General features: G+C 49.3%; 8 protein-coding genes. 1 reads left to right on the top strand and 7 read right to left on the bottom strand.

Annotated elements, in window-relative coordinates; all coding sequences use genetic code 11:
- The first annotated feature begins 43 nt into the window (after positions 1-43).
- Positions 44-232 carry a hypothetical protein gene (locus tag H1A11_RS01980; RefSeq protein WP_117601458.1) on the top strand — a complete coding sequence of 63 codons (189 nt, stop codon included), beginning with the start codon at positions 44-46 and terminating at the stop codon, positions 230-232.
- 62 nt (positions 233-294) lie between these two features.
- Here the strand turns inward: H1A11_RS01980 and H1A11_RS01975 are convergent, their stop codons facing one another.
- The 7 genes from H1A11_RS01975 to H1A11_RS01945 all read right to left on the bottom strand — a co-directional run bounded on the left by H1A11_RS01975 (position 295) and on the right by H1A11_RS01945 (position 13,034).
- Complete coding sequence (locus H1A11_RS01975) at positions 295-3,054, bottom strand: substrate-binding domain-containing protein (RefSeq protein ID WP_181757647.1); 2,760 nt, start codon at positions 3,052-3,054, stop codon at positions 295-297.
- Positions 3,055-3,125: 71 nt separating this feature from the next.
- On the bottom strand, positions 3,126-4,013 hold the full coding sequence (locus H1A11_RS01970) for a carbohydrate kinase (RefSeq protein WP_005826288.1): 888 nt from the start codon (positions 4,011-4,013) through the stop codon (positions 3,126-3,128).
- 234 nt (positions 4,014-4,247) lie between these two features.
- Positions 4,248-5,414 carry an MFS transporter gene (locus H1A11_RS01965; protein WP_035449592.1) on the bottom strand — a complete coding sequence of 389 codons (1,167 nt, stop codon included), beginning with the start codon at positions 5,412-5,414 and terminating at the stop codon, positions 4,248-4,250.
- An 18-nt stretch (positions 5,415-5,432) separates the two neighbouring features.
- Positions 5,433-7,247 carry a GH32 C-terminal domain-containing protein gene (locus tag H1A11_RS01960; RefSeq protein ID WP_181757646.1) on the bottom strand — a complete coding sequence of 605 codons (1,815 nt, stop codon included), beginning with the start codon at positions 7,245-7,247 and terminating at the stop codon, positions 5,433-5,435.
- A gap of 107 nt (positions 7,248-7,354) precedes the next feature.
- Positions 7,355-9,379 carry a glycoside hydrolase family 172 protein gene (locus tag H1A11_RS01955; RefSeq protein WP_255461558.1) on the bottom strand — a complete coding sequence of 675 codons (2,025 nt, stop codon included), beginning with the start codon at positions 9,377-9,379 and terminating at the stop codon, positions 7,355-7,357.
- A 35-nt stretch (positions 9,380-9,414) separates the two neighbouring features.
- Positions 9,415-10,899, bottom strand: coding sequence for a glycoside hydrolase family 32 protein (locus H1A11_RS01950; protein WP_181757644.1), 1,485 nt, complete (start codon positions 10,897-10,899; stop codon positions 9,415-9,417).
- Positions 10,899-13,034 (bottom strand): glycoside hydrolase family 32 protein, encoded by a 2,136-nt coding sequence (locus H1A11_RS01945; protein WP_181757643.1) that lies wholly within the window; start codon positions 13,032-13,034, stop codon positions 10,899-10,901. The genes H1A11_RS01950 and H1A11_RS01945 overlap by 1 nt, the downstream gene beginning before the upstream one ends.
- Between the last annotated feature and the right edge of the window lie 21 nt (positions 13,035-13,055).

Here is a 13,055-nt window from a genome sequence, read left to right as displayed (position 1 = left end):
GCCTCTATTTGTTTTAAATAAAAACATTAAATATCAAAAAGTTATGATCGGATTTATTATTTGGGTTATTGGGGTGGTCCTTGCAGTCAAGGCTGTACTCGAAATCATGAGATGGCCGGTAGACGGAGTAAAGAAGCTCTTGGTCGCAATCATCATCCTGCTCACAAGCTGGATTGGAATCTGTGTTTACTACTTCTGGGGAAGAGAAAACCTGCCCCAAATACTGAAATAAGTTCCGGTATCATCAAACAGAAGTAAACAAACGTGTATTAAGAACAAGGGGATAGGCAATAGTTATCCCCTTCTTTTCAGAAACTCGGTAGGACTCTCCCCAAACTGTTCCTTATAGCATTTTGTGAAATAGGAAGGTGACGAAAAGCCCACTTCATAAGCAATCTCCGCTACTGTCATATCAGAGGAGGCAAGCAGTGAGGCAGCCTTTTTCAACCTCATCTGGCGCAGCAGCTCATTCGGCGAATAGTTGGTCAGCGATTTCAGCTTACGGTAAAGCTGCACACGGCTCATACCCATATTCCGTCCCAAATCCTCCACATTGAGTTCCGCATCTTTCATCCTCTCCTCGACAAGCGATTTGAAGCGGGAGACAAAACCCTTATCCAAATCACTGATGGTTTCCTTCTCAATAGTCTGGTTATCTCCGAAGAACTGCCTCAACTGACGGCGGTTTGCAATGAGATTGCGGACACGAGACAAGAGCAACTGCGAATTGAATGGTTTGGAAATATAAGAATCGGCACCGCCATCATAGCCCTGGATACGCTGTTCGTCCAGCGAGCAGGCCGTCAGCAGAATCACCGGGATATGGCATGTCTGCAACTCCCCCTTCAAGCGGCGGCAGCATTCCACACCATCCATACCGGGCATCATTACATCGGAGATAATCACATCCGGCACATACTTCATGGCCAGCCGGATACCCTCTGTCCCGTCCGCAGCATCCAATACACGGAACTCGTTCGACAGAAGTGACTTCACATAGTTGCGAATATCCGCATTATCGTCAATTACCAGCACAGTAGGACAATCAGCCTCAACCACCTCTTCGCATGCCTTCACTTCCGTATCTATCAGGGTGGACGACACGTCCTTCTCTTCGGCAGGCAACGTCACTATGGTGGGATGGTACTGCGAAACATCCTGCTGCGGGAAAGTAACGATGAAAGTAGTGCCTTTCTCGTCACTGCGTGCCGTAATGTTACCGCCATGCATCTCTACAAAGGCACGTACCAGCGCCAGTCCGATACCGGTACCGGCTTGATGCCCGTCCACTTGATAGAAGCGCTCGAAGATGGCTTCCACATCGGTCGAAGAAATGTAGCTGCCGGAATTGAAGACGGACAGACTGTAGTTCTGTTCCGACTTTAACAACCGTACGGTGATTTTCCCGTTCTCCGGCGTATACTTCACGGCATTGGAGAAGAGATTGAAGTAAATGCGCTCCATCTTCTCCGCATCCGCCATCATCCGGAAGTCCGTATCGGGAGATGCCTCAAAGCTGAAAGCAATATGTTTCTTCAGCAACGCCATGCGGAAAGAGTCGTTCCAGCCCCGGAAGCTGTCGAGCAAATCAAAAGGTTCGAGATGGAGCTCCATGCGCCCGTTCTCCACCTTCCGGAAATCAAGTATCTGGTTGACCAGGCGAAGCAGGATATGTACATTCTTTTTCATCAGCTCGAGGAGCTGGCGCGGCTGTCCGTCGAGGGTGCGGTTGGCAAGAAGCTGCTCTATGGGATCGGCTATCAGCGTCAGCGGAGTACGGAAATCGTGTGAAATATTCGTGAAGAACACCAGCTTGGCATGCGTAGCCTCCTCCAGTTCATGGGAAAGCTGTTCCAACTGCGACTTCTGCACTTCCAACAGTTCCTTCTGCTGTATCAACTGGGTTTTCTGTTCCTCCAGTTTCTTTTTCTGCATGGACAGCTCACGGTTCAACCGGTTCTTGGCACGCAAGGAGAGGTAGACAGCCACCAACAAGCCGACCAGCAACAATAGGGCAGACAGACTGCCGTACAAGACAACCTGCTGCGTGGCATAACTGGCCAAATACTGGTTTATCTTTCCGTTCAGGGTTTCTATCTTTCCATCCAGGGTGCCGATGTGGGCGGTCTGCATCTTCATGATGAGAGCATTGTCGCGGTCGACGACGGAAGTGCCCAGGATAGTTTCACGGGGGAAATCACGCTTGTTCAGGATATCCATGGCAATCTGCATCACGCGGTCGCCACCGGTAGGATATATAAACGTGGCATCCAGTTCGCCGGCAAGCACTTTCTCCACTCCGTAGTCTTTGCCGGGCAGGGCGTCTATGCCGATAAACCGCATTTCCTTCTCCCGCCCCTTGCGGGCAGCGGCAGCATAGGCTCCGGCCGCCATACGGTCATTCTGCGCATACACCAGGTTGATATGCGGAAAGCGGCTCAGCAGGGTATCCATTTTCTCTCCGGCCTTGAGTTGCAACCAGGCACCGTCTTCAGCGGCCAGCAACCGGATACCAGGATAATCGGATATAGCCTTCACAAATCCTTGATGACGGTCTACGGCAGGTGTGGAACCCACCAAACCGGAGATTTCCACCACATCTCCCTGCCCATGCAGCACATTGGCCACATACTCTCCCACAGCTTTCCCTATCTCGTAGTTGTCTGCACCGACGTAGGCCGTGTATTTGTCCGAAAGGATTTTACGGTCCACTACAATCACCGGAATGCCCCGGTTGTATGCCTCCTCCACAACCGGAGTTATCGGAGTGGCTTCATTAGGGGCCACAATCAGCAGGTCCACCCCTTCGGCTATCAGTTCACGAATATCTTTTGCCTGACGGTCATTATCGTCGACGGCAGTACGGATGTCCACCTCCACATCCTCGTAGAAATGGGCTTCACGGAGTATCTCACTGTTCATCTGGCGCCGCCATTCATCCTCGCTACATTGGGAAACGCCGATACGGAAACGTGCCTCGCGCCGGGAGCAGGCAACCGCCACTCCCCAAAGCACGAGCAGAAAGAATAAAATCCGAAGGTTATGCTGTCTCATCTTCACTTTCCTCTGATTTAAGATTGCAGATGAGCAAAGATAACGAAAAATGTGAAAAGAATAAGAAAAATCTATGCCAGCCTTTCTTTCAAGGCCACCGGCAATTCCGGCATGGCACCGCTCTGGGTACATACATAGGCAGAGACTTCCACCGCCAGTTTATGGGCATCGGGCACCTGCTTCCCGCTGAGAATGGCAGCGGTGAAGGCTGCCGTGAACGAGTCACCGGCTCCAACGGTGTCCGCCACCGGTACCTTGGGCGTCTCCTGGAAGGAAACCACTCCCGGAGTGAACACATAGCTGCCGTTCGTTCCGCAAGTCAAGATAAGCATCTTCAGGTTATACTTGGCCAGCAGAATCCAGCATTTGTCCTGCAAGTCGATGCCCGGGTAGCCGAAAATACGGCTGATGGTCACCAGCTCCTCATCGTTTATCTTGAGGATGTTGCAGCGGCGCATGGATTCGCAGAGTATCTCTTTGGTATAGAACCCTTGGCGGAGATTGATGTCGAATATCTTCAGTTGCCCCTCCGCATCGGGCATCGTGTCGAGAAAACGGTTGATGGTGATGCGGCTTGTTTCACTGCGTTGCGCCAAAGAGCCGAAACATACGGCACGCGTGTTCAGTGCCAGACGCTTCAGTTCGTCGGTAAAGGGAATGTTGTCCCAGGCCACGCCTTCTTTTATCTCATAGCACGGCACGCCCACGGCATCGAGCGTCACCTGCACCGTTCCCGTGGGGTAAGGCACGCGCTCAATCTGCGTGCGCAGCCCCTTCCGGGCGAACACATCCAGAATCTCGTCCCCATCCGCATCGGCACCTACGGCACTGACCACACGGCTGTCGAAACCAAACTGCGATGCATGGTAAGCAAAGTTTGCCGGAGCACCGCCTATCTTCTTTCCTTCGGGGAGGCAGTCCCACAGAGCCTCGCCCATACCTACTATTATCTTATTCATAATATTATATTGTTTAATGAATGATATATTTTATTCACGGCAAACTCAATGTCCTACCCGCTGCAAACCTAATAAAAAAGTTCCTAACTATAGAATGAAAAGTTGCCAATTATCTATTAAAAAGTCTCTAAGAACTAAGGATTATCTCTATCCCAAGGCTTGGGATAGACATCCGCAACCTTGGGACAGATATCCGCAGCCTTGGGATATGTGTCCGCAGCCTGCGAACAAAGATTACCGCTTCATACGCAGCATATAGAAGAACAAGTACACTACCCCCACCGTCATTACAGCCACGGCACCGCTTTGTCCTACAGCATCACTTGCCAAGCCCATTGCTATCGGAAATACCGTACCGCCGAAGAGCCCCATAATCATCAAGCCGGAAACCTCGTTCTTCTTTTGTGGCATAGCAAGCAACGCTTGGGAGAAGATAACCGGAAAGATGTTCGAATTGCCGAAACCGATAAGGGCAATGCAGATGTATATCATTGCCTTTTCATGGAAAACGAACAACCCTACCATCGCAGCCAACATACATAACACGCTGATGCCGAAGAAGGTTCGGGGAGCCATCTTCTGAAGGATGAAGGCGCCGAGAAAGCAACCCGCCGTGCGGAAGATGAAGTAAAGGCTGGTGGCAAAGCCGGCATCGGCCAGCGTCATGCCCAGACGCTCCATCAGGATTTTGGGCGCTGTGGTATTCGTACCTACATCAATGCCCACATGGCACATGATGCCCAGGAAGCAGAGAAAGATAAACGGCTTGCCCAGCAGAGCGAGGCACTCCCCGAAGGTGGAAGGGCGTCCCTCTTCCTTTTCCTCGCGGATGGAAGTACCGCTCAGCCAGAGAATGGCAATCACCGCAATGACCATATAGACCGGGAACAGCACCCTCCAGCCCATGCCCAGAGACGGAATGGCCTGCGTAGCTCCCCACATGGCGATGTATGGAGCCAGAAACGAAGCAATGGCTTTTACAAACTGTCCGAAGGTGAGCGAACTTGCCAGCCGCTCGCCGCTTACGATATTGGAAAGCAGCGGGTTGAGCGACGTTTGCATCAGCGCATTGCCGATGCCCAGCAATGAGAACGAGAGCAGCATCAGCACGTAGCCGTCTCCGAAAACCGGGAGAAGCAAAGAGGCAAACGTGATGACAAGGCTGAGAAGCACCGTCTTCTTGCGTCCGATGCGGTTCATCAGCATACCCGTAGGTACGGAGAAGATGAGGAACCAGAAGAACACCAGAGACGGGAATATGTTGGCTTGCGAGTCGGTCAGGTTCAAGTCGGCCTTCACGTAGTTGGAGGCGATGCCCACCAAATCCACAAAGCCCATGGCGAAGAAGCAAAGCATGACCGGAAAGAGCTTTGCCAAAGAAGAATTCTTAGTATTTTCCATGCTGAAGATTATTATCTGTTATTTTAATCCGAGTTTGTACACAGTAAACGAGGTGACATTGCAGCTTCCACCTTTAGCATAGAAACTGATGCGGTTGTAAGGTTCCGACGGGAATACAAGATTTGTCATGGCAAAACGTCCGTCGTTGCCAAACGCTTCAATGCTCGACTTGTCTACGAACAAGCGGATTTTCATTTCATTGCCACCCTCGACAGGAGCCACGGTCACTGCAGGGAAGTCCTTGCTGAACGTCACCTCGCCACTCTTGGTACGGTCCATGGTGAACGTCTTTTCCGCCAGATTATAGTACATCTCCACCTCCTCGCCTTTCGAGTTAAAGAGCTGGAATCCTATCACATCCGCATCCTTGTTCTTGATGGTCATTTCGATTTCATACGTTCCGGAATTGTCATTCAGCAGTTTGTCCAGATTATACGTGCGGTCTACCTTGAAAGCACGCTTCTTGCTGCCTTTATCCCTCAGTTTCAGCAATTCGGGAGACGGGGTTACCTTTACATAGGTTTCACCCTCCGAGGTATAGAGCGAAAGGTCGCGCGGCACGGAGTTGGCACTACGGTATTGGCGGGTGGGCACATCGTTGGCATATTGCCAGTTGCTCATCCATGCCAATGCAATGGCACGTCCTGCAGGAGCATTGCTCCAAGTGACAGTTGCATAATGGTCTTTTCCCCAGTCCATCCATTTCGTCACTGCGGGAGACTCGTTCACGAATCTCTTTCCGTCAAATGTCCCCACGAAATATTGTGTGGCAGAGCCACCGAACGGTCCACCCGGATTGAGGTTACAGACGAGTACCCACTTCTTCAGTTCCGTACCTTCAACCGGCAGTTCAAGCAGGTCGGGACACTCCCAGACTCCGCCGTGAGCACCTTGTCCTTCACCGAATTTGCTCTCCAGCGTCCAGTTCTTCAGGTCGGCAGAAGAGTATATCTCCATTTCCTGCCCTACGGCAAGAACCATGATCCATTTCTTGGTATCTTCGTGCCAGATGACTTTAGGGTCACGGAAGTCGCGCTGCGTGGAAGTCAGGATGGGATTTCGCGCATACTTCTTGAAGGTCTTTCCGTTGTCAAGGCTATAGGCCATGCTCTGCACTTGGCGGTCGCTTGCCGATGTATAGAAAGCAATGACGGCACCGGCACCGAACCCGGCCGTATTATCCTTGTCGACAACACAAGAGCCACTGAAAATTGTTCCCAGCGCATCGGGCGAAATAGCATCTCCGTGATGTTCCCAAGTGACGAGGTCCGTACTGGTGGCATGTCCCCAATGCATGTTCCCCCACATGGAGCCGTAGGGATTATGCTGGTAGAACAAATGGTAGACCCCGTCTTTGTAGAACATTCCGTTAGGATCATTCATCCAACCGTAAGCCGGGCTGAAATGATACACCGGACGGAATTTCTCCCGGTTCGAAACATCGAATTCATCCGACAGTTTCATTTCTTCCCAGCATAAGGCCGAATCCGGAATAAGCTGGAAGTTGAAAGAGAGATGTTTATTATCGAAGCCGGTCAAATCGACCGGAACAAAATAGTCAACCTTATTGACTGCCAATCGCACGTTCATACTGCGTACAACATCATTGTCCGCTATCATATACAATTTTGCCTCCGGAGAAGCCTCTTCCACCGGCAGCAGCAAAAACTTCTTCTGCTCGTCAATTTGGACGATACTCTGTCCGTCACCCAGATGTTTAATCACGAAAGGAGGATTTATGGCCTGGCATGTGAAGACAGCCACGGTAGTTCCTAATATAAATACGGTAAGCGTTCTTCTGATTGTCCGCCAAAAGTCTTTTAAATGAATCATGTTTCTGTTGGTATTAAATTAATTATGTTTTTCTACCATGCAAAGATACGCCACCAAGCAGCAGGAGACTATCTTTTTTGTTTCAAAGCATACTACAAATGTTACATTCAGTCTAAAATAATACAATCCAAGCCTACCAGACAGCGTTCTCCCACGGTCTGTGGATTAGTTCCCGATATGACAGCCCTCAATGTTATCTTTCCATCAACCGGGGTAAAGGAGCCCAAAACGACGGGACCGCAAAGTGTAACTTTTGCATCATATCCGTCAAGGCAGACCTGCGTGTCCTTTCCGTTCACAAAGAAAGAGACAATACCATAATCCGCTGCTTTAGTCGCATAAACGGCAATTTTATAAGAGCGGTTCTCCAGCCGGTCAAACTCGAACTCCACAAAGTCCCCCGGCTTTCCACCGATGCAAAGAAGTTGGGTTCCACCACTCCATTGGCCATCAACAAAGCCAAGCATGCTCTGCTTGTCTAAACGAATGGACGGAGAAGCGGCAACCGGCACCTTATCTTCAAACTCAATGCTGTTCTTCCTACGATATTTAGACAAATCGGCAGGAATAGGCAGCAATTCCTTTATTGCCTCCTCCCTTCCGGACGTTCCGACAGCTTTGGCAACCGCATCTCCATACCAATAAACAGTAGTTGCATAATCCACTGTCCCACTCACCCAACTCAACAGCTCAATATCGAAACGAAGAAGCGAAGAAAACGGAATGCCATCCAGATTCCGGGTACGGAAGAAGGTGTTATAACCGTGAGAACTCGCCTGGTCGGCACGGGGAGCACCACCAAAAGGCGTTTGGAATATTACGACCGGAGCCCATGAACTATTGTAGTAATCTTCTGTTCCGGTACCGAAATGAGACGGAAAGGAATCCTCATCCACCCAAATTTTTTCATCCCCTTCTCCGTACCAGGCACGCGAGTGGTTATACAGAGTCAGGACATCCCCTTTGTATATGCCCCGTCCGGTCAATGTGGCAAAATTCCATTCCCGGCAATTTGCATCATCATCCGGACGCTCATAAAGCGGAAGCCCAGTCTGCTGGCGCCAGGAAGCATGGAAATAGAGGGAACGCTCTCCCCACGGCAAAGGTGCCGTTCCCACTTCCATACTCACGTCTGCAGTGTGTGCGGAGATGTTCTGTAACAATAATCTGCCTTCTGTCTTGTAGGGCATCAGCCAGCGGCTCACCACCTTGCCTTGTCCGTCGGCAGACAAGAACCAGCTATCAACAGCCGGAGCTCCCATACCCCCTCCCGAATAATCCGAAAGAGGAACCCAAACTGTAGACCGGCCATCAAAATCAGCCTTGAATATAAGATTGCGCATCAGTTGGACATAAGCCGTAGAATCTGCATTCGCAAGCTGAAAACTGATTTCATAAACCGCATTTTCCCCTTGCGGCAGGTCAATCCACAAAGAATCACCCGGCTGGAGCACCTGCCGCTTCTTGTCCATCTGCAAACCGGAATGGGATGCAGGATGCAGCAAGGCATCATCTACCTCAGAAATCCTTTTGCCGGCGCGGGCTACGGATTCCGCAGAAAAGGTTTCCACAGAAGTTCCTTCGGGATACTTTCGATAATTGATGTGATAGTATTTGGGAGTAGGCGCAATGCCCGGTTCGTCTTCAAATGTAATTTTACAGCTCCGGGCAAAAGGGATGGGCAGAAACAGAGTATTTCCGCCTTTCCCGTCCGGAGTATAGCTAGTGTGGGGCTGCAACAGTCCCCTACCCAATCCGGGTACTCCGAAGCGCATCAAATCATAGGCAGGAATTATCCATCCGGGAGTACTTTCCCCATCAAAGTAAAATCTCCAAGTCCCACGCTTGTCAACTGTGGTTATCCAGATACGGGTAATGGCCCCAGGCCCCTTTTCATCGAACATCACACGTTCCACTCTTCCATCAACCGTATCCATGCGGACAATGCCATAACCATCATTGTTGGCAAACCATCCCGACGAATCGGGAGACACGGAGGAACGGTCATAACTGCTGACTTGCAGGCAACGGTATGGCACCAGCGGATAACGTGCGGATTCTTCTACGGATATCATTTCGTCCAACAAAGAGTCCAAAGTCACTTGTGCCGCATCCTTCACACAAGAAGCCATCAAAGGCAAAAGCAGCAATGCAAACAATAAATTCCTCATCTCCATATTGATTTAAGCATCCAGGCATCCAACTCCATCTTCGTCCCCTTCTTCTGCGCAAAAAGTTCGATACCGGTTTGAGCCTCGCCCGGATAGGTTAATAATGTGAATACATCCTTCCCGTCATTGGCAAAGATTTCAATACTCGATTTGTCTACAAATATATGCAAATGTATCTTATTATCTACCGGTTCCACCCTGGCATATGCCATACGGCTGAATTTAGGAATCTGCACATCGGAGCAATGGGTACGGTCAATCACCAGATTATGTGAATCCGTATCATAGCTGACCACCACTTTGCGCCCTTCACCCACACACAAATTCAAGCCAAAGGTGTTGGATACGTCAGTAGAAAACGAAGCATCGAGTTCGTAGACATTCTCATCGGGAACAAAGCCGGGTAACCTCTGTGTCCCCACCGATAAAGCACGTTTCACCGATGCAGGCTTATAGCGAAGTGTTTGCAACTGTTCCACCGGCTTCTGCACCAGCCTCACGCCTTCCTTGTATGTCTTCAGTTCCAGGTTGCGGGGAATGGACCAAAAGCCCTTCCCATACTTCGATGGAGCTACCGGTGCATAGTCCCAGGTTGCAACCCAGCCCATCGAAATTTTGGAATCCAACGTTCCGTCAAAATCCTGAAATGTACGGGATGCATAAAAGTCCAGCCCTTTGTCCACATATAGAGGCTCTGCAGGATGGTTATCCATCAGCTTAAAAGAAGTGCCGTCGAAGTCTCCTATAAAGTATTGTTCTTGCGCCCAGTTTACAGATACGACCATCACCCACCTTTTCTTGTCAGAATCCCCGTCAACCGACAACTGGAATAAATCCGGGCACTCCCAAGACTTTTCACTGTCACCGGCAGGGCCGAAATCACTGGTCCAAGTCCAGTTCTTCAAATCAGGAGAGGTATAAAACTTGATTTTCTTCTCCAGGGCCTTGGCTACAACCATCACCCATTTTTGAGTCGGCTCGTGCCAGAAGACGGTAGGGTCCCTGAATTCCATACTCCAAAGGTCCAGAACCGGGTTACCTTCGTAATAATGAAATGTCTTTCCGTCATGACTGAAAGAGATGCCCTGCGCTTGTTTCTTGGAGTCCTTCTCAAAAACGGTGTAAGCCGCCACATAAGCACCCTTGCCGAAACCGGCAGTGTTGTTCTTGTCTATGACTGCAGAACCGGTGAAGTAACTGATATTGTCATCCGCTCCGGTCATGGCATAAGGGGTTATCTGTTGGTAATGTACCAAATCTGTAGATTCGACTTTGCCCCACCAGTACATATGATATTTACCCTGATAGTACATGAATCCCGAGGGGTCACCAATCCATCCCTTCTCCGGACTGAAATGATACTGAGGACGATAAGGCTCTTTGTATAAACTGTCTGAATTCATTTGTGCACCGGCAGACAATGTTCCTGCCACTAAAAGTGCACCCAATATAGTCGGTATCTTCATTTTCTGTATTTTCATTAAAAGTTCATCTTTACCCTTGCATCTTTCAGTCTCCAAACTTCGGCAGCAACTTCCGTTGTATTTCCGTCAGAGAATAGTTCCAATAGCGTACTGTTTTCTTTCAGAGGAAAGATTCTTGTGGTGAATGCATCCTCATCATTAATAAATCCTTCCACCACAGAACCGTCTATAAACAGACGAATCTCCACCGGCTTGGTTGTATCCAACCGATACCGATCCCTGCGGAGCTTCAAAGGAATGTGTGCACGCAAGGAAGAATGCGTCTGGTCCACAATAAGTTCCTCCTTTTCCACATCATAATAAATCAGGCTATATTCGCTATTATCCGGATTCTTACACAATGTAAATCCAAACCGTTTTGCGTCACCGGGATAAAAAGTCGCCTTGACTTCAAGCTGATGTTCCCTTCTGCTCACAATGCGCGGTTTCGCAGCAGTCAATGCCTTTCTGGAATAAACCGTCGGTTGTTCACGCAATTGTTTCATCACGGGATGGGGTATTTGGCATAGTTTCCCATCTTTCAGCTGCCATCTTCTGGGCATACTGTAGAGATGTGCCCATCCTTGTTCATAAGTGGCCTCCCCTCCTATTTCATCGGGTATAATGGCAATGGCAGCAACATCCCCTTCCGGAGTCTCAACAACAGAGGGGGACAGCAAGCGGTTGATGACCTCCAGATTTTGAGGGACTGGGTTGTCCGGTATAAACTTTTCATTCTTGAAATCTCCTATCCAATACTGGCAACGCGCAGGTATGCCTTTATGAGGAACCCTATTCACCAAAAGAACATACTTGCCGCCCATCTTCTTAAAGACCGGCATTTCCCAGAAAATACCGGAGTCATCCACTTCCGGATTGCCCTCAAACAGCAAATGTACAAAATCCCATCTCTTCAAGTCCGCCGATTTATAAAGCAGCAAAGCCCCGTGGGGTGTATCGGTCTGCTCAATGCCGAAACCGATAATCATATACCAGACATCACCCTCTTTCCAGACATACTGGTCACGCATGTCCGTACGGGTATATCCGGCAGGCTTCTCGGCAATAACCGGATTACCCGCATATTTCTCCCATTCTATCAACGCAGTATCTTTTGGAAAAGCAATACCCACTCCCATCTTGTCTCCACCGGCTGTGTATATCAGCTGGGGGATACCGTCATCATTGATAACAGCATGCCCGGACCATATTCCATTCTTGTCATAAGCAGCATCAGGAGTCAAAGCCGGCTTTTCCTCCGTCCAATGAAGCATATCGGGACTGCTGAAATGTCCCCAATTTATCTGTCCCAGGAAGATTGCAGAAGCATTCTTCTGATTGAATATATGATATTTACCTTTATAAAGAAGTAAACCATGCGTCTCATTCGTCCAGTTGGCAGCCGGTAACAGATGATAGCGGGGACGGTTGAAGTCCTTCGCAAAACGGGTTTCCGGAATAGCCAAAACCGGAGTCTTCTTCAATCCTAAGGCAATCTCGTCTCTCCATGCAGACGAATCATCGGAAAAGGGAGTGAGGCTTATCCCGTCAATCAACCCGTTTATAGCCGTAACATCGTACATCCAAACCTTCTTTTCCCTGAAATCCTTACCTACCCGAAGCATCATTTCACCATCTTGCAAGTTCCGGGGCCATACCTCTACACTCATCCTCTGCCCATTCAGGCAAACCGATTCATTATTCAAATCAAGGACTACATGCAGCCACTTGAAACGGTCGACTTTTGTCTTTAATGAACAGTAAGAGTATGAGCCATTCTGCCCCATTCCCAACAGCAGCTCACCATAACGGTCTACACATACCGCTACAGATGTTCCTGCCATGTCTCTGATTCCCATAAAGGCAGCAGTATCCGTCGGATAAGATTCCAGAGCAAACCATCCGGACAACGACGAAACATCTCCTTCCGTGGTTGTATCCATCCAAGTGGAATACCCGTCTGTACGAAGGGCTTTACCTTCGACTCCGGTAACAAATTCCGGTATTTCCTTTATAGTGTACAAATTCAACAATGACTTGCCGTCACTGGAGAGTAAGGGGTCCTGCCCATCAAACGACCATGTTTTTTGAGCAAAAGCTGCATTCAAAGAAAGCAATAGACAGCCCAATATAGAATAGGCAAAGTGTTTCATAATAAAAGATTGTTTAAAGGA

This window comes from Bacteroides sp. CACC 737, from assembly GCF_013874375.1.
In the GTDB taxonomy this organism is placed as follows: Bacteria; Bacteroidota; Bacteroidia; order Bacteroidales; family Bacteroidaceae; genus Bacteroides; species Bacteroides uniformis.
Note: the sequence above shows the minus strand (reverse complement) of the source record. Positions and strands in the feature narration are given on the sequence as shown.

Coding starts and splice junctions, on each gene's coding strand:
- H1A11_RS01975 (WP_181757647.1), bottom strand. CDS start 3,054: ATGAGACAGCATAACCTTCGGATTTTATTCTTTCTGCTCGTGCTTTGG.
- H1A11_RS01980 (WP_117601458.1), top strand. CDS start 44: ATGATCGGATTTATTATTTGGGTTATTGGGGTGGTCCTTGCAGTCAAG.
- H1A11_RS01950 (WP_181757644.1), bottom strand. CDS start 10,899: ATGAAAATACAGAAAATGAAGATACCGACTATATTGGGTGCACTTTTA.
- H1A11_RS01970 (WP_005826288.1), bottom strand. CDS start 4,013: ATGAATAAGATAATAGTAGGTATGGGCGAGGCTCTGTGGGACTGCCTC.
- H1A11_RS01955 (WP_255461558.1), bottom strand. CDS start 9,379: ATGGCTTCTTGTGTGAAGGATGCGGCACAAGTGACTTTGGACTCTTTG.
- H1A11_RS01960 (WP_181757646.1), bottom strand. CDS start 7,247: ATGATTCATTTAAAAGACTTTTGGCGGACAATCAGAAGAACGCTTACC.
- H1A11_RS01965 (WP_035449592.1), bottom strand. CDS start 5,414: ATGGAAAATACTAAGAATTCTTCTTTGGCAAAGCTCTTTCCGGTCATG.
- H1A11_RS01945 (WP_181757643.1), bottom strand. CDS start 13,034: ATGAAACACTTTGCCTATTCTATATTGGGCTGTCTATTGCTTTCTTTG.